This is a genomic window from Gracilibacillus xinjiangensis, from assembly GCF_042651765.1.
Taxonomy (GTDB): domain Bacteria; phylum Bacillota; class Bacilli; order Bacillales; family Amphibacillaceae; genus Gracilibacillus; species Gracilibacillus xinjiangensis.
The window spans coordinates 241,995-260,004 of record NZ_JBHSDT010000001.1 but is presented as its reverse complement, the minus strand read 5'-3'; the positions used below and the strand labels follow the sequence as shown (position 1 = coordinate 260,004).

Here is an 18,010-nt window from a genome sequence, read left to right as displayed (position 1 = left end):
GATAACAGAGATAAAGTCATTAGTCAGGTAATAATGGTGTGATAGCGGTATGTTATCAGTACAAACAGGTGGCAGATAAACAAATAAGGTAAATAATCCGTAAATAAAGGTTGATGTAATATGTCAAAAACAATTTTGAAAAATGATTGGGCAAATATACTTGATCAGGAATTTGATAAAGAATACTATATCCATTTACGAGAATTTTTGAAAAGAGAATATCAGCAGTTTCCAATCTATCCGGATAGGGAAGATATATTTAATGCACTTCATTATACACCGTTTGAAAATGTCAAAGTTGTTATTTTGGGCCAGGATCCTTATCATGGACCTGATCAAGCACATGGTCTTAGTTTCTCGGTTAAACCAGAGGTGGAAATCCCGCCATCACTTAGAAATATCTATAAAGAACTAGCTGAGGATGTAGGTTGCACAATCCCAAATCACGGGCATTTAACAAAATGGGCAGAACAAGGAGTGCTCCTGCTTAATAATGTTTTAACAGTAAGAGCGGGACAGGCACACTCTCATAGAGGTCAAGGGTGGGAACAATTTACAGATCAAGTAATAATGAGTTTGAATGAGAAAGCAGATCCGATTGTATATATCTTGTGGGGAGCAGCTGCCCAAAAGAAACAAGCTATTATAAATACTTCCAAACACTTTATTATTAAATCGGCACACCCCAGTCCATTATCAGCACACCGCGGCTTTTTAGGTAGTCAACCTTTCTCGAAAACAAATGAAATCTTAAAGAGTATTGGCAGGAATCCAATCGATTGGCAGATTGATAATGTGTAATTACTGAAAATGTATTGTTTTAATATGGTTTACAGGAAGTAAAACTGTCTTTTGTTTTGCGTTAACCATTTCTATTATATTTGTATGAACATTTATTAATTGTCCAATTTGATACGGTTCTGCACCAAGGTCTACCATAACTATTTTCCCAATTAACTTCTGTAATTGGATTTCAAAAGTTCTCGATAAATTCATAAAACTCGGATGTAGTGGTAATTGTTCTTTCACCAAGCCATACGGTGTTTGGTTTTCCTTGTAGGGGATTAACCATTTCAAATGGTTAAATGGAATAAACATTGTTTTATAGACAGGGGAATAGAAAGTAAAATAATCATTTAACACATTTGTGATATACCCATGAATCGGTTGCGATGGAGAAACGAAGATCTCTGTAAACATTCCTTTAGCATTCATTAGAACTTTTCTTAAGGATATGTCCTTCAATAAATCAATATCTTCATTATCAAAGGAAATCTCGTCATCCCTGCATTCCCTAATTTGTTGAACATGAGCAGTAGGTATATAAAAGAGTTCTCCAGCGTTATAGATAACAAGGACATCACTACCTGCTCCAATAAGAAGTCCTTCGATCTTCCATTTTCCTGATAGGTATAGGGTAATTGTCTGATTTAGGAGCTTATCTAATATATCCAAATTGGTCCCTCCTTTGATAAGTGCATATTCATTAAAATTATATGTACCTACTCGTTAGATTGCACGATGCACCGGCCTAACAAAAACAATAATGAATAAATAACCCAGCGAAGCGTTTATGCATTATAAGTCTCTCCTCCAAAGTAGTAACCTGCTTTAATTAGAGAATGATAGACCCTGTTTTCAGAAAGTAAATAATCCAGACAGATTCAGTTGAATCGTCTGGATTACAGAAGGGGCAAACTACTTTTGTCCCAGCTTTATCCTTTTTTTATGGCCATATCTCCAGTCACACTCTATGGAAGATATTTATTTTTTTTCAAGGAGTATTTGTTTGATCTCATTTATTTCTTTTCTCAACTCTATTATTTCGTGTATTTCATCTTTAATCTCATCTGTTTCTTCTTCTATACTTTCTGATAGTTTTTGTGCATTATTAACGATTTCTCCTACAATTAAATTGATCATAATAAACGTTGTAATAACAATAAATGATAGGAAGTAAAGCCATGAAGAAGGGGCTTGTTGGAATATTGGTCGAAATATACCACTAGCCCATGATTCCAACGTAAATATTTGGAATAAAGTAACGGAGCTTAAGAAAATATCTCCGAAATATTCGGGGGAAATCTCCCGAAAGAAACTGGTTCCTAAAATAGCATAAACATAGAAGATAATAGCCATAATAAGAAGAACACTGCTTATTGTTGGAATAGCCATAAAAAGGGCAGCAACAATACGACGTAATGTTGGAATAGTTGTTATTGTACGAAATACACGCAGAACACGGAAGATTCGTAATACACCGACATATGGAGTGCTGTAGAGAATAACACTGCCTAATACAATAATAAGGTCGAAAATGTTCCAGCTATTTTTAAAGAAGCTTTTTCTTAACACTATTATTTTTAGTAATACCTCTATAGTGAAAATAGCTAGTATAACTATGTCTATAACGAAAAACAAGTTGTAATACTCAGCATAAATGTTTGGGAAGGTCTCTAGTCCAATTAGAATAGCATTGATAATGATTAGACCAGTAATAAAACGATTAAAACGTATATCCATCACAAATTTACGCAACATATCCATAAGATTTCATTATTCTCCTTTACTATTAACAATCCTAAACAAACTACTAAAGTTATTTTAAATTGAAAGTGATAGAAATACAAATTGTAATGGAGCAGTTGTAATTAAACCGAATGTATTAACAAAAAAGAGTCTCAGCCTTGGGAACCTGGTAAGGCAGTTGTTCGTATAATATTCAAGAATGGGCAAATTTATAATATAACTTTTTAATAAAGTAATGAATATTCATTACGAATATGGTAAACTATCGACTAGTTTCAATACATTGAGGGAGAATTTTCATGGCGATTCAGGGCAATTGGAAAAATATATTTAAACAATGGTCAGCAATTCATCATATTGTGACATATTACTTATTAGCAGTTATTTTCTCAACTATTATTGTTAGTTTACCAGTATTCCATAAACCAGGTGTAGAGCTGTCACTTATTGATGCTATGTTCACTGCAGTTACTTCCATAAGTGTAACAGGATTAACTGTCGTATCTATTGCAGATACATTTAATCCTGCCGGTCAAATCGCAATTGCAGTCATCTTACACTTAGGCGGAATAGGCATAATGACAATGGGGACATTTATCTGGGTTATATTAGGTAAGAAAATTGGGATAAGAAATCGTAAATTGATCATGGTTGATCAAAATAGTAAGACATTAGCAGGATTAGTAAAATTAATGCTGGAGATTTTTAAACTGATCCTCCTCATCGAGTTTATTGGTGCACTTATTTTGACCATCCACTTTTTGAATTATTATGATTCGGCACAGGAAGCATTGCTCCATGGTGTGTTCGGTGCGATTAGTGCAACAACAAATGGGGGATTGGATATTACTGGTGCTTCGCTGCTGCCGTTTGCTGATGATTATTTTGTTCAGTTTATTAATATGATATTAATTATTCTCGGAGCAATTGGTTTCCCTGTATTAGTGGAAGTTCAAGAAGTATTACAAGGAAAAAGATATGCAGTCAATGACCGTCATAAATTTTCATTGTTTACAAAAATCACAACAATTACATTCTTCTGGCTGGTAATAATTGGCTGGTTATTGATTTTTGTGCTGGAACGAAATGCATTCTTTGCTGATAAGAACTGGCATCAGTCATTCTTTTATAGTTTATTCCAGTCAGTTACGTCAAGGAGTGGCGGCTTATCAACAATGGATGTTTCTGAATTCACTTTACCAACACTTGTTTTAATTAGTGTATTAATGTTTATTGGTGCTTCGCCAAGCAGTGTTGGCGGTGGGATTCGAACAACAACTTTCGCGATTATGCTGCTAACTATTTGGAATTATGCGAAAGGTAATTCTAGTGTGAAAGTATTTGGACGGGAAATAGATCAAGAAGATATGCTCCGTTCCTTTATCGTTATCTCTACTGCGTTAATGCTCTGTGTTTCATCTGTCATTGTGCTGGCATATACAGAAAATTTTTCCTTCATCCAAATTGTATTTGAAGTCTCATCAGCATTTGGAACAACAGGTTTATCGATGGGTATTACACCAGAGTTATCACAGTTTGGCAAATGTTTGATTATGTGTCTGATGTTTATTGGGAGAATTGGTATATTTTCTTTCTTGTTTCTCGTGCGTGGAGATGCTAGTCAAGATAAATTTCATTATCCAACGGAAAAAGTTATTATCGGTTAAACTCCTAGAAATGTCTAGGAGTTTTTTTTCTATATAAGTATGAATGTATGCGATATTTCTATTAATATCAATAAGCTTACTTCTTCTAAAAAACGTATGGGAATGGTATGCTAAGGATAGAATGATATATAGAAGATTTTTATTGTAAACAGAGACTGCTGCATCGAGATTACTATACTAGCATAATAGAGATGGAGGCCATGAAATGACGGAATACCATATAAAAGTGAATGAAATACTTGATAATATTCAAAAAGTAATAATCGGTAAAGAACGGGAAGCAACCCTTAGTTTGGTTGCATTACTAGCAGATGGACATGTTTTATTAGAAGATGTCCCTGGGGTTGGAAAAACCATGCTTGTTCGAGCGTTAGCAAAATCTCTTAACTGTGATTTCAAGCGGATTCAATTCACTCCTGATTTGCTTCCATCAGATGTTACCGGTGTATCTATTTATAATCCTAAAGAAATGGTGTTTGAATTTAGAGAAGGACCGATTTTTGGTGATATTGTCTTAGCAGATGAAATTAATCGTACGTCACCAAAAACACAATCCTCTTTATTAGAAGCGATGGAAGAAATGAATGTAACAGCTGATGGTGTAACAAAATCATTAAATAAACCATTTTTCGTTATGGCGACACAAAACCCTGTTGACTATGAAGGGACATATCCATTACCTGAAGCACAACTTGATCGATTTATTATGAAGTTAAGTATGGGGTATCCTAATGAACTGGATGAATTGGAAATGTTAAACCGAACGGATCGCAGACATCCCATTGATGAATTATATCCAGTGATTGATAAAACACAACTTATTGAAATGCAAAGTATGATAGAAGATTTGTATATTGATCAGTCAGTGAAACATTTGATAGTCCAAATTGCTTCTGCTACTAGAAAAAATAATTATGTACAATTAGGTGTAAGCCCGCGTGGTTCGATTGCTTTAATGCGTGCTGCTAAAGCTTATGCATTTATTCATAACAGAGATTATGTCATTCCGGATGATGTGCTGCTTTTAGCGCCGTATGTGTTGACACACCGCATTATATTAAAGCCAGAGGCGAGATATGAAGGAATAACACAAAAGAAGCTGCTTAGTGAAATTGTTGATCAAGTGGATATTCCAGTCCGAAAGGAACTTCATGGATGAAAACGACTGCACAACGTTTGATTCGAGTAATACAATTGTGTCTGCTTATTGGAATTCTGTTTTCATTTGCCATGTTTCAAGGAGGCTTTCTAAGCTGGTTTTTATTTTATAGTGTTACTCCCATTCTTCTCTATATGCTAATCATTCCTTTTTATCCATTTAGGCATTGGCACGTGGAGAGGGATATTTCTGCAAATTACGTACATGCTGGAAGTTCAGTAGAATTAAAGATCACAATAAAACGTAAAACACATTTCCCTCTATTTTATCTTATGATAGAAGATTTATGTCCCGAAACGCTGCGTTATAAGGATATTGGTGATAAGAAATATCGATACTTGGCGGATCAGTCACATTATCGCGAGGAGCGTATTTTGAAGAAAATATTATTCCCGTATTTCAGGAAACAGTTCACTGTATCTTTTAAATTAGACCACTTACCACGTGGGAAGCATGAGTTTTCAACAATTAAAGTGAGTACAGGAGACCCGTTCGGTCTTGTTTCAAATGATTGTCATATTCATTCAAATTCTCATATGATCGTTTATCCTGCTTTCCGTGATATCAAGTGGCAATTAAGGTCAGATAGTTTAGAAGAGGGAAACAGCCCAGCTAATATGTATGATGAGAAATTAACCAATGTTGTTTCAGGTGTGCGTGAATATATTCCGGGAGACCGATTTTCCTGGATCGATTGGAAAACCACTGCAAGAAAAAACACGGTAATGACAAAAGAATTTGAACAAGAAAAAGATGCCCATTTAGCGATAATATTGCCAACTAATAATAGTAACCATCACTTACCGATGTCTTTTGAAGCTGCAATCGAATTAACCTTATCCTTGTTAAATGAAATGAAATCAAAGGGACAACAGATATCGATGCATGTCCTGGGAGAGCGGGAGAAACATTTCACCTCTCAACAAATTCAATCCCAATTCTCTGATGTCAAGAATTATTTAGCTACTTTAAGGCAGGATGAGCAGTCCAATGTTACAAAAAAACTGCAACATATGGTTCAATATTTTCCAAAAGGAACGCTAATATTTTTCATTATCACCCAAATAGATTCCGCATTGGTGGATAGTTTAATAGCAAAAAAGAAGCTGGATTATCAGCTGTTCGTAACTTATATTACTACTGACGAAAAAATGACAATAGAGAATCAACGCATGATCCAGCAACTGAAATTAAGTGATATTGCTGTTCAAACAATGACAGAAAAAGATTTAGTTAAAGAAAAGTGGGAGGTGCATGCAGCTAAATGAATGTAACGAATAAAAACTTCTCTTTCCCCTCTCTTTTAATCCTAGCAGCAGGATTTTTATTGTTTTGGGAGTGGTTAAGACCATTAAAACAGATCACCGACACTGGGAGTTTGCATTTATTTATAATCTACACAGGTTATTGTTTTCTCCTCTCCTTTTTTGTGAAAAATGGCAGTTTAAAGTTCATTCTTAAAGCGATAGGTTTGGTTTTTGTATTAGATTATTTGTTTTTGACAAGTATGTTTTTCAGTAGTGAATGGATAGAGCAGTTGGTGACTGAGATAAGTTATAACATTCAAGTTATTATGCAGGCGGATTGGAATCAGATGACTCCGTTTGTGAGAAGTTTCCTGTTTCTGATCCTCTTATGGTTGATGAGCTATTTATTACATTTTTGGTTTCTAATTGCAAATAAGTTCTTCCTGTTTGTTGTACTTACAATCTTTTATTTGGCGATATTAGATACCTTTACTGACTATGCTGCGACAACAGCGATTATCCGGACAGTATTTATTGCTTTCATTGCTTTGGGGCTTAGTCGGTACATGCATTTGCAAGAAACAAATGTATCTGTTGAAAGGAATAAAAACTTCTTTAGATGGATGATACCCGTATCAATTATTGTTCTTGTTGCCGTAGGTTTGGGGTTATTCGCTCCGAAACCTAATCCGCAATGGCCGGATCCCGTACCTTTTATTCAAAGTACTGCAGGGCATGTGGGATTTGGTGAAGGAAATTCAATCCAAAGAGTAGGTTATGGAGAGAATGACTCTAACTTAGGCGGTTCCTTTATTAAAGATGATACACCGGTATTTGAAGCATATTCAAAGGAGAAACTATATTGGCGTATCGAATCTAAAGATATTTATACAGGAAAAGGCTGGGAACGATCTACAGAATTAAATTATGTTCCATTACGGACTAGCAGTTTCCGCTTTCAAACATTTTCGCTTAGCCAAGTAGAGACAACACCATCAGAGACTTCTCTCCGTTATGCTTCGGAAAGTAATTTATCAAAGGTTCCATTCCCATATGGTTCAAGTTTCATAATGGCACCAAATGGAGCAAACCTTTTCCAGGACAGGGAATCAGGCATGATGGAAGTGGAAGCGGCAGAACAAAACATGGCCAATGAGTCCTTTACTATTCTCTATGAAGCACCTTCATTTAATATCGATCAGCTCAATCAGGTAAGTGAAAAAGACCCAGCAGATATTAGAAATCAATATTTACAACTTCCTGATACATTACCACAACGTGTCAAGGATTTAGCTGAAGAAATAGTTGATCAAGAGCAAACTCGGTATGAGAAAGCGAAAGCAATTGAAAACTACTTTGGCCAGAATGGTTATACTTATCAAATAGAAGATGTATCGATACCACAACAAGGTGAAGATTATGTTGATCAGTTCTTATTTGAAACAAGGGTTGGTTATTGTGATAACTTCTCTACTTCAATGGTTGTCCTGCTGCGTTCATTAGATATTCCGGCAAGGTGGGTGAAAGGTTTTACAGGCGGAGAGTTAAAACAAGTTCAGCCCGACTTGGCAAATGGTTATCATTTGTATGAAATTACGAATAATAATGCACACTCATGGGTAGAAGTATATTTCCCTGAAATTGGTTGGGTACCGTTTGAACCAACGAGCGGCTTTACAAACCCGACAAATTTTTATCAAGAGACAGCTGGTGAAATGTTGACACCAGAAGAATCAGGAGAAGATGCTGAACCACAAGAAGAATCAGAAGAGCAGCAACAAGAAGAAATGGAACAGGACGTAACAGAGCAAGAAGAGAATAGTGATACATTGGCGGGGAATGATACAAATAGTAATAACAATAGGGTATGGTTCATTATTGTTGTAATCCTTTTAACTATTCCCGGAATCATAGCATTTGTGAAACGTTATGAAATAAGAGACTGGTACGATAAACGGAAATGGGCGAATATTTCCAAGCAAATGGAGCTGGATAAGGGTTATCTGTACGTGATGTCTGTTTTGGATAAAAGAGGCTATCATCGACAGAAAGGACAAACATTACGACAGTATGCTCGATCAGTTGATGAGCAAATGGGAATAAATGAGATGATGGAATTGACTTTGATTTACGAGCAATATTTGTATCGGAAATCAGATGACAAAGTAGATAGGAATAAATTGCGCGAACTATTCCAAAAAGTAATTGATCAAATATTTGCTTGACCAAAAAAACGCCGATTGATAGAATAAGATAAATTAAAGTGCGCGTTCAAAAAGAAAGAGCGCTTTTGAACAATCTTTTAAAATGGAATAAGCCTTCATATAAATTTGGGAATATGGCCTGAATGTTTCTATCTGAACACCTTAAATGTTCGGACTATGAAGGTAGGGGTCTGTCGTGATTTCTGCCTTTCTGATAAGAAGTTAAGAAGAAAGGCAGTTTTTCTTTATACTATAAAAATGCATCTTTTTTTGGGGGATTATAGTATAAGTGAAACAGAGGCTTGTCGCTGGCTGGCGACAAGCCAAGTTTTGTTAATTTGTTAAAGGAGTGGACAATCTTGGAAGTAAACAATGAAATGATCCTGGTGCTTGATTTTGGAAGTCAATATAACCAGCTAATAACTCGTCGTATTCGTGAGTTTGGTGTATATAGTGAATTACATTCTCATCGATTAACAGTAGAAGAAATTAAGGAAATGAATCCTAAAGGAATTATTCTTTCAGGTGGCCCTCACAGTGTTTACGGGGAAAACAGCTTCCGTTGTGATGAAAGAATCTTTGATTTAGAGATCCCTGTATTAGGAATTTGTTATGGCATGCAACTAATGACACATCATTTCGGTGGAGTGGTTGAACGTGCCAATGAGCGTGAATATGGAAAAGCAGAAATTAATGTACAGGAAGGTACAGTACTATTTGATGGAACACCAATGGACCAAGTTGTTTGGATGAGCCATAGTGACAAAATTATTGAAGCACCTGAAGGTTTTAAAATTGAAGCAACAAGTTCCTCCACACCTGTTGCTGCTATGAGTAACACAGAAAAACAATTTTATGGTGTCCAATTTCACCCTGAAGTTAGAAACTCGGAATATGGCAATGATTTATTGAAAAATTTCGTCTTCCATGTGAGTAAATGTTCTGGTGATTGGACAATGGCGAATTTTATCGATATGGAAGTGGAAAAAATCAGAGAACAAGTTGGTGATCGTAATGTTCTTTGTGCACTAAGCGGAGGTGTTGATTCTTCAGTTGTAGCTGCGCTGATTCACAAAGCAATTGGTGACCAGTTAACATGTATTTTTGTTGACCACGGCTTACTTCGGAAGAATGAAGGAGATACAGTCATGGAAACATTCCGAGATCAATTCCATATGAATATTATCAGAGTTGATGCAGAAGACCGTTTTCTAAGTAAGTTAAAAGGTGTATCAGATCCTGAGCAGAAACGTAAAATTATTGGTAATGAGTTTATCTATGTATTTGATGATGAAGCAGCTAAATTAGAAAATATGGATTTCTTAGCACAAGGTACGCTATATACAGATATTGTTGAGAGTGGTACAGAAACAGCACAAACAATTAAATCACACCATAATGTAGGCGGACTTCCAGAAGATATGGAGTTCCAACTTATTGAGCCATTAAATACATTGTTTAAAGATGAGGTGCGAGCACTTGGTACGGAATTAGGTTTACCTGATGAAATCGTTTGGCGTCAACCATTCCCGGGCCCTGGTTTAGGAATTCGGGTACTAGGCGAAATTACACCCGAAAAAGTGGAAATTGTCCGTGAATCAGATGCTATCCTGCGTGAAGAAATCCAAAAAGCTGGACTAGACCGCGATATTTGGCAATATTTCACGGTGCTTCCAGATATCCGCAGTGTTGGTGTAATGGGCGATGCAAGAACATATGATTATGCTATCGGTATCCGTGCTGTGACATCCATTGATGGAATGACATCAGACTGGGCACGTATCCCGTGGGATGTATTAGAAAAAATATCTGTTCGTATTGTAAATGAAGTCGATCATATTAACCGTGTGTTGTATGATGTAACTAGTAAGCCACCTGCAACGATTGAGTGGGAATAAGAAGACAACATAATTTGAAGAAAAAGCGCCTTTTAACAGGTATTTAATCTAATCCAAAAGGAGCAAAACCTGATTCCCTACCAATAAATTTTTGGTAGGGAATTTTTAAAAATATACATATAAGTTGGATTACAACTATAATAAAGCATGAATGTGGTGGCTTTAATGGTGATATCTAGTAACTGCAATTATATAAAAGGAAAACGTGGTATTCAGAATGAGCTTTTATATAATAGTTTTTTAAAAATGATACAATCTTATTTATGTACATACTTGGAGAAATGTAGGGGGAGATATTTTGGAAGTGAATGAGATTAGAAATGAAATATCGGTTAAAGCGAAAAATGGAATAGGATTTTTATTAGCGGCTATTGTTATTTGGTCTATTATTACAATCATATTTTTACTACCTATAGATATACAGAAAAAGAACATATACATGTTGATTTCCACAGGAATCATGTTTCCTTTATCTGTAGGTATTTCTACTATGATTAAAGCAGATTGGCAATTGAAAAATAATCCACTAGGCAATCTGGGTTTAATTTTCAATTTTGCTCAACTTATCTATTTTCCAATTTTATTTTTTGGAATGATAACAAACCCAGAGGATGCAATTATATTTTTTGCCATCATAACTGGTGCACACTTTTTTCCATATGGTTGGTTTTATAATACTAAAGTTTATTATATTATGGCGCCGGTCATTTCAGTTGTTATTATGGTTTTGGGGCTCTATTTAGATGCAGAACATTTATGGGGCATATCACTTTCAGTTGTTATCCTTTTCTTTCTGTTGATCTTTTTACTTATAAGAGATTATAAGAAGAAATAAATGGACGTAAGGAAATTGAGTGAATAATCATCTTGCTAAGAAGAGAAACGAACCAAAATCTAAAATACGAACGATATATGTAAAGTGTTCATAAACATTCGTATTTTCTCTTGACTAATTGTCTCGATCCTAGTATGATATGAATTGAAATTATTAATAAAATAATATTAATTACCATCCGTCGTATAATATTGGGGATATGGCCCAAGAGTCTCTACCAGAGCCCGTAAAAGCTCTGACTACGAGGAGGGAATATTATCATTCGTACTGTATCAGTTCGTTTGATGATGTTTCTGAATTGTATGAGAGACTCCTTTAGCTATCATGGTTAAAGGAGTTTTTCTTACTTCTGGTATCAAAAGAAGGGGAGATAATAAAATGAAGAAGTTTTTCGAATTTGATAAACTTGGCACTAATTATCGGAAAGAATCTGTTGCTGGTATTACAACATTTCTTGCTATGGCATATATTTTATTCGTGAATCCATCTATGCTTGCAGAAGCAGGAATGGATCAAGGTGCAGTATTTGTTGCAACAGCGTTAGCGGCAGCACTTGGTACATTATTGATGGGCTTATTAGCAAAGTATCCAATTGCTCTCGCACCTGGTATGGGTTTAAATGCATTCTTCACCTATACTGTAGTGTTAGGTGCTGGTATAGCATGGGAAACAGCATTAGCAGGTGTGTTAGTTTCAGGGTTAATCTTTATTATTCTAACATTATCAGGTATTAGAGAAATGGTTATTAATGCCATCCCTGCTACTTTAAAAATGGCAGTGGGTGCCGGGATTGGTTTGTTTATTGCATTTATCGGTTTCCAAAATGCAGAAATTATTATAGCAGATCCTAGTACACTTGTGGCTTTAGGAGATATTACTTCAGGAGGAACCCTGTTAGCGGTATTTGGTATACTTGTTACAGTAGTATTAATTGGTTTAGGAGTTAAAGGCGGCGTGTTTTACGGAATGATTATCACTGCTATTGCAGGAATGATCTTCAACCTTGTACCAATTCCTGAGAAGATTGTAGATTCTGTACCTAGTCTTGCACCGACATTTGGTGCAGCATTTTCTCACTTTGGTGAAGTATTCACTGTAGAAATGTTAGTCGTCATTTTGACATTCTTATTCGTGGATTTCTTTGATACTGCTGGAACTTTAGTAGCGGTTGCATCAAAAGCAGGATTTATCAAAGATAATAAACTGCCGAGAGCAGGTAGAGCATTGTTTGCAGATTCTGCTGCAACTGTGGTTGGTGCAACATTAGGTACTTCTACGACAACTTCTTATGTTGAGTCTGCAACTGGTGTAGGTGCTGGCGGAAGAACAGGTTTTGCATCCGTTGTAACGGCATTGCTATTCCTGCTGGCGATTTTCTTTTCACCACTTCTTGGTGTGGTAACATCAGCAGTTACTGCTCCTGCATTAATTATTGTTGGGATAATGATGGCTTCCTCATTAAAAGACATCCCTTGGGATCAGTTCGAAATTGCAGTACCAGCCTTCTTAACTATTATTATTATGCCTTTAGCTTATAGTATTGCAACAGGTATTGCTATCGGGTTTATCTTCTACCCTATTATGATGTCAGCAAAAGGCAGAGCAAAAGAAGTAAATCCAATTATGTGGGTATTAGCCGTATTATTTATTCTATATTTAGGATTCGTAGATTAAGTGGAGAGCCAGGTGGTTGCCTGGCTCTTTTATTCTTCTATTTCAAAGTCGACTTGTTTCATATTCTTTTTCCTGTTGCTTATTTTAAATAATTGAATTTTCATCACACCGTGTTTTAAAACCGCAGACACCTTATCTTTGCGGACAGCACAAGGTAATTCAATCTTTCTTGAAAATTCCCCTTGTAAGATCTCCTGGTTTAATTGCTTCCCCCTCTGTTCGAATGGATATAGCTCACCTTTTAATTCCAATATGTTTTCATCTAAGTAGATTTTGACATGCTTACTTTCCTTTATTCCTGGTAAATTTACATATATAATAATTTCGTTTTCCAATTCATATAGGTTAATCGCTGGAATTGGAGGCTTTATGATATGCTCAAAATCATTCCAGAAATCCCCTCCAAAAAACTGATCTAAATTATTTTTCCAGTCTTGCATTTGTTGAAAAGGATCCATTAATTATTCCTCCTTTTTATGTAGTGAATTTATTTTAATATATGGAAAGGGATATTGATTGGTGCATAATGACGTGTTTAAAATTATCCTAGGTTTATCGTACGGTAAAACGGGCAAATTAATATCGTGATCATTAACTTTTTCTACTAGGAACTACTCATATTCTATGATAAAATGGGACGGCGAAAATCAGTTTCCCTGTTATGAAACAAATAGAAAGGCTAGGAGGGGAAGTATTGTTAGAAAATGCACTTGTCATGGTTGCAATAATTATGGTAATTAATATTGTATATGTCTCTCTTTCTACATTAAGAGTTATCTTAACATTGAAAGGAAGAAGGTATATTGCCGCAACGATTGGTACGATTGAAATTGTGATATACACACTAGGCTTAGGCCTGGTTTTAGATAACTTAGGTGAAATTCAAAACTTAATAGCTTATGGACTAGGGTACGGTATAGGTGTGATTAGTGGATCATTAATAGAAGAGAAGTTGGCACTTGGATATACAACAGTAAATGTGATTTCCTCAAATCCAGATATTACTTTTACGAAACAGCTTAGAGAAAAAGGGTATGGCGTAACAAGCTGGTATGCTTATGGCATGGATGGAGACCGACTAGCGATGCAAATACTCTCTCCAAGAAAATACGAATTGCACTTATATGAAACGATTAAATCAATTGATCCAAAAGCTTTTATCATTGCCTATGAACCAAAACAAATACATGGTGGTTTCTGGGTTAAACAGGTGAAGAAAGGAAAGATTATTCGTAGTGTCGAAAAAGAAAAAGAGCAATCAAGAGAAGTTGCCGAAGAAGAGAATATTCCAAGTCGAGAAAAATGAAACCATTGATGTATGTCTTGATAGGATAAACAGAGCAGGGTATCAACCAGTTAGGCGGATAGAAAAGCCTGTATTCCAAGAAGATGAGCATGGGGTAACTCCTGTGGATCGGATTATACAATTTGAAGCAATATTAATGAAACACGAACGTTAAATTAGTTATATGATTTAACGTTCGATTTTTTATTGACAGAAAGGAAGCCAACTTGTTATTATAGAAGTACAGTGAAATAATCTTACAATTAAAGATAAAAAACCTCATATAGTTTGGGAATATGGCCCAATGTTTCTACCCATCACCGGAAATGATGGACTATGAGGGAAGATGTGTTACTTACTTTCTAATTCTATAATCATGGGGTGAAAACGAGGATTCGGTACAAAGCTGAAATTAGCTAGTTAAACCCATTCTAATACTTTTTCGAGGACTCTGCTGAAAGAGAGATTATAGATAGAAAGGTTGAGTGGACAATTATCACAAACCTATTCATCTTCTCTTATTAACGGGGGAGATTGGATAGGTTTTTTTAAATTTTATTAAAAGTTAATTAGAGAAAGAAGGGGAATAATGGCACAAGTTGGGGTAATAATGGGAAGCATTTCAGATTGGGAAACAATGAAACATGCTTGTAGTGTGTTAGAAGAATTGGGAATTAGTTATGAAAAGGATGTTATCTCTGCTCACCGTACGCCGGAGGATATGTTTACCTATGCAGAACAAGCAAGAGAGAAAGGCTTGAAAGTAATTATTGCTGGAGCAGGTGGTGCAGCACATTTACCAGGAATGGTTGCAGCAAAAACTACATTACCGGTTATCGGTGTACCTGTTCAAACAAAAAGTCTAAATGGATTAGATTCCCTTCTATCAATTGTGCAAATGCCTGGCGGTGTTCCTGTTGCAACAGTGGCTATTGGCAAAGCAGGTGCAAAAAATGCTGGCATATTAGCAACACAAATTATTGGAACATCTGACGAGAAAATTGCTAAAACGTTATGTAACTTTCAGAACAAAATGCGTGAGAAAGTAGAAGAAATGAGGGAAGACCTTGCAGAACAATAGATTATTATTTGGAACTACGATTGGTATTATTGGCGGAGGTCAATTAGGTCGAATGATGACAACAACTGCAAAACATATGGGTTACAGAGTGATAGTATTAGATCCCACACCAGACTGTCCAACAGCCCAGGTAGCCGATGAACAAATTGTTGCCCAATATACGGATATGGAAGCAGTAAAGCAACTAGCCGAAAGGTCAGATGTTGTCACATATGAATTCGAAAATGTAGACCTGAGAGCAGCTCAAATCCTTGAAGATAAAGGGATTTTACCCCAAGGTGCGAATTCTTTAAAAGTAACACAAGACCGCGAATTAGAAAAAAATGCGATGGTCGAAAGCGGCCAGCCTGTAGCAGATTTTGCAATTGTTACATCAGTGGAAGAACTCCAGGCTGCTTTAAATAAAATCGGATTTCCATCTGTTGCAAAAACATGCCGTGGCGGCTATGACGGAAAAGGACAAGTAAAACTAACGAATGAAGCAGATCTGAAAGAAGCAGGGAGCATGCTTGCATCAGCAGATCGATTAATCATAGAAAAATGGGTCCCTTTTGATAGAGAAATCTCCATTGTTTTTACAAGATCAATGGATGGAGATATTTGTTATTTTCCAGTAGCTGAAAATATTCATCGTGACCATATTTTACATGCGACAATTGCACCAGCTCGTATTTCTGAACGAATTGCTATAAAAGCAAGACAAGCTGCTAAGGCGATCGCAGAAACGATCGGCGTAGTTGGAACTTTTGCTATTGAAATGTTTGTAACTGGTGAGGAGATATTAATCAATGAACTCGCTCCTCGCCCTCATAACTCCGGACATTACACAATCGAAGCATGTAATGTATCGCAATTCGAACAACACATTCGTGCGATTTGCGGTTTGCCACTTGCCCCTGTTTATGTACATGGTGGAGCAGTAATGTTTAACCTTCTTGGAAAAGATGTGGAGCCATTCTTCAACAGGTTAGAAGAAGTGGGTACAGCACATCTTCATATGTATGGTAAAGAAGAGAACAAACCGTTAAGAAAAATGGGACATGCTACATTTATAGGTGATAATGCAATTGACATATATAACGATTTAGTAGAAAAGAAGATAATTGAAGAAAACTAGGAGGCATAACTATATGATTGAACGTTATACAAGAGAAGAAATGGGAAAAATTTGGACTGATGAAAATCGTTTTAAAGCATGGCTGGAGGTAGAAATTTTAGCATGTGAAGCGTGGAGTGAACTCGGGATTATTCCAAAAGAAGATGTGAAGAAATTACGTCAAAATGCCTCATTTGATATTGATCGCATTTTCGAAATTGAACAAGATACTCGCCATGACGTAGTAGCCTTCACTCGTGCCGTATCAGAAACATTAGGCGAAGAGAAAAAGTGGGTGCACTATGGCCTAACGTCAACGGATGTAGTCGACACTGCTCTATCCTATATGTTAAAACAAGCGAACGAAATCATCCGTCGTGATATCGTGAATTTTATCGATATTTTAAAAGAAAAGGCAATTGAACATAAACATACAGTTATGATGGGACGGACACACGGGGTCCATGCGGAACCAACTACATTTGGGCTGAAAATGGCGCTTTGGTATGAGGAAATGAAGCGTAACTTAGAACGTTTTGATGCGGCAGCAAAAGTGATCGAAACAGGTAAGCTGTCAGGTGCTGTTGGAACATACGCGAATATTGATCCATTTGTTGAAAAATATGTTTGTGAACAGTTAGGCTTACAAGCCGCACCGGTTTCAACACAAACTTTGCAGCGTGATCGCCATGCACAATATATGTCAACACTCGCATTAATTGCTAGTTCAATCGAGAAATTTGCAACAGAAGTACGTGGCCTGCAAAAAACAGAAACACGTGAAGTAGAAGAGTTTTTCGCAAAAGGTCAAAAAGGTTCATCAGCAATGCCTCATAAACGTAATCCGATCGGTTCTGAGAATATGACTGGTATGGCACGAGTTATCCGTGGTTATATGGTTACGGCATATGAAAATGTATCCCTATGGCATGAACGGGATATTTCTCACTCTTCCGCAGAGCGAGTGATTTTACCTGATGCGACAATTGCACTTAACTATATGTTAAATCGTTTCAGTAATATCATTAAAAACTTAACAGTATTCCCTGAAAATATGAAACGCAACATTGACCGCACGTATGGTGTTATTTTCTCACAACGCGTATTGCTATCACTAATTGATCAAGGGATGAGCCGTGAGGAAGCCTACGATATGGTTCAGCCAAATGCAATGAAAGCATGGGAGACTGCCACACCATTCCGTGAATTGATTGAGCAGGAAGAACGAATTACAAGTACATTAACAAAAGAACAAATCGATGATTGCTTCGATTACACCTATCACTTAAAAAATGTCGATCAAATTTTCAAAAAAATCGGTTTAGCATAAGGAGT

Annotated in this window: 16 protein-coding genes and 3 riboswitches; of the genes, 13 read left to right on the top strand and 3 right to left on the bottom strand. The window is 36.2% G+C overall.

The genetic code is table 11. From position 1 onward, the window contains the following. The first annotated feature begins 120 nt into the window (after positions 1 to 120). The gene (locus ACFOY7_RS01195; protein ID WP_390248553.1) at positions 121 to 801 is read left to right on the top strand and encodes a uracil-DNA glycosylase; all 681 of its coding nucleotides are present in this window, start codon (positions 121 to 123) and stop codon (positions 799 to 801) included. Here the strand turns inward: ACFOY7_RS01195 and ACFOY7_RS01190 are convergent, their stop codons facing one another. Both ACFOY7_RS01190 and ACFOY7_RS01185 read right to left on the bottom strand, forming a co-directional pair. Beyond that, positions 802 to 1,455, bottom strand: coding sequence for a DUF2642 domain-containing protein (locus tag ACFOY7_RS01190; protein ID WP_390248551.1), 654 nt, complete (start codon positions 1,453 to 1,455; stop codon positions 802 to 804). 309 nt (positions 1,456 to 1,764) lie between these two features. Continuing rightward, positions 1,765 to 2,547 carry an ion transporter gene (locus ACFOY7_RS01185; protein ID WP_390248549.1) on the bottom strand — a complete coding sequence of 261 codons (783 nt, stop codon included), beginning with the start codon at positions 2,545 to 2,547 and terminating at the stop codon, positions 1,765 to 1,767. A gap of 281 nt (positions 2,548 to 2,828) precedes the next feature. Here ACFOY7_RS01185 and ACFOY7_RS01180 point away from each other — a divergent pair, with 281 nt between their 5' ends. The 7 genes from ACFOY7_RS01180 (at position 2,829) to ACFOY7_RS01150 (ending at position 13,213) form a co-directional block, all read left to right on the top strand. Further along, positions 2,829 to 4,196 carry a TrkH family potassium uptake protein gene (locus ACFOY7_RS01180; RefSeq protein WP_390248547.1) on the top strand — a complete coding sequence of 456 codons (1,368 nt, stop codon included), beginning with the start codon at positions 2,829 to 2,831 and terminating at the stop codon, positions 4,194 to 4,196. Between the two features lie 205 nt (positions 4,197 to 4,401). After that, the gene (locus ACFOY7_RS01175) at positions 4,402 to 5,355 is read left to right on the top strand and encodes an AAA family ATPase (protein ID WP_390248545.1); all 954 of its coding nucleotides are present in this window, start codon (positions 4,402 to 4,404) and stop codon (positions 5,353 to 5,355) included. Further along, a complete protein-coding gene (locus tag ACFOY7_RS01170; protein WP_390248543.1) occupies positions 5,352 to 6,623 on the top strand; it encodes a DUF58 domain-containing protein in 1,272 nt (423 codons plus the stop codon). The genes ACFOY7_RS01175 and ACFOY7_RS01170 overlap by 4 nt, the downstream gene beginning before the upstream one ends. Continuing rightward, positions 6,620 to 8,827 carry a transglutaminaseTgpA domain-containing protein gene (locus ACFOY7_RS01165; protein WP_390248541.1) on the top strand — a complete coding sequence of 736 codons (2,208 nt, stop codon included), beginning with the start codon at positions 6,620 to 6,622 and terminating at the stop codon, positions 8,825 to 8,827. The genes ACFOY7_RS01170 and ACFOY7_RS01165 overlap by 4 nt, the downstream gene beginning before the upstream one ends. Positions 8,828 to 8,902: 75 nt before the next feature. Beyond that, positions 8,903 to 9,004, top strand: a riboswitch (purine riboswitch). 179 nt (positions 9,005 to 9,183) lie between these two features. After that, positions 9,184 to 10,704: a glutamine-hydrolyzing GMP synthase gene (gene guaA, locus ACFOY7_RS01160; RefSeq protein WP_390248726.1), complete on the top strand. Its 1,521-nt coding sequence runs from the start codon at positions 9,184 to 9,186 to the stop codon at positions 10,702 to 10,704. A gap of 304 nt (positions 10,705 to 11,008) precedes the next feature. Beyond that, positions 11,009 to 11,539 (top strand): DUF7010 family protein, encoded by a 531-nt coding sequence (locus tag ACFOY7_RS01155; protein ID WP_390248724.1) that lies wholly within the window; start codon positions 11,009 to 11,011, stop codon positions 11,537 to 11,539. 161 nt (positions 11,540 to 11,700) lie between these two features. Then, positions 11,701 to 11,801, top strand: a riboswitch (purine riboswitch). A 116-nt stretch (positions 11,802 to 11,917) separates the two neighbouring features. Further along, positions 11,918 to 13,213 carry an NCS2 family permease gene (locus ACFOY7_RS01150; RefSeq protein WP_390248539.1) on the top strand — a complete coding sequence of 432 codons (1,296 nt, stop codon included), beginning with the start codon at positions 11,918 to 11,920 and terminating at the stop codon, positions 13,211 to 13,213. Positions 13,214 to 13,242: 29 nt separating this feature from the next. On the opposite strand, the gene ACFOY7_RS01145 is transcribed toward ACFOY7_RS01150, so the two are convergent. After that, complete coding sequence (locus ACFOY7_RS01145) at positions 13,243 to 13,671, bottom strand: Hsp20/alpha crystallin family protein (RefSeq protein WP_390248537.1); 429 nt, start codon at positions 13,669 to 13,671, stop codon at positions 13,243 to 13,245. A gap of 236 nt (positions 13,672 to 13,907) precedes the next feature. Here ACFOY7_RS01145 and ACFOY7_RS01140 point away from each other — a divergent pair, with 236 nt between their 5' ends. The 5 genes from ACFOY7_RS01140 (at position 13,908) to purB (ending at position 18,005) form a co-directional block, all read left to right on the top strand. After that, positions 13,908 to 14,519 carry a DUF2179 domain-containing protein gene (locus ACFOY7_RS01140; RefSeq protein WP_390248722.1) on the top strand — a complete coding sequence of 204 codons (612 nt, stop codon included), beginning with the start codon at positions 13,908 to 13,910 and terminating at the stop codon, positions 14,517 to 14,519. Beyond that, positions 14,482 to 14,673 carry an NETI motif-containing protein gene (locus ACFOY7_RS01135; RefSeq protein WP_390248535.1) on the top strand — a complete coding sequence of 64 codons (192 nt, stop codon included), beginning with the start codon at positions 14,482 to 14,484 and terminating at the stop codon, positions 14,671 to 14,673. The genes ACFOY7_RS01140 and ACFOY7_RS01135 overlap by 38 nt, the downstream gene beginning before the upstream one ends. 84 nt (positions 14,674 to 14,757) lie before the next feature. Further along, positions 14,758 to 14,855: riboswitch (purine riboswitch) on the top strand. 232 nt (positions 14,856 to 15,087) lie between these two features. After that, positions 15,088 to 15,579: a 5-(carboxyamino)imidazole ribonucleotide mutase gene (gene purE / locus ACFOY7_RS01130; protein WP_390248533.1), complete on the top strand. Its 492-nt coding sequence runs from the start codon at positions 15,088 to 15,090 to the stop codon at positions 15,577 to 15,579. Continuing rightward, on the top strand, positions 15,566 to 16,696 hold the full coding sequence (gene purK, locus ACFOY7_RS01125) for a 5-(carboxyamino)imidazole ribonucleotide synthase (protein ID WP_390248531.1): 1,131 nt from the start codon (positions 15,566 to 15,568) through the stop codon (positions 16,694 to 16,696). Before purE ends, purK begins: the two co-directional genes overlap by 14 nt. A gap of 13 nt (positions 16,697 to 16,709) precedes the next feature. Continuing rightward, complete coding sequence (gene purB / locus ACFOY7_RS01120; RefSeq protein WP_390248529.1) at positions 16,710 to 18,005, top strand: adenylosuccinate lyase; 1,296 nt, start codon at positions 16,710 to 16,712, stop codon at positions 18,003 to 18,005. Positions 18,006 to 18,010 lie beyond the last annotated feature (5 nt).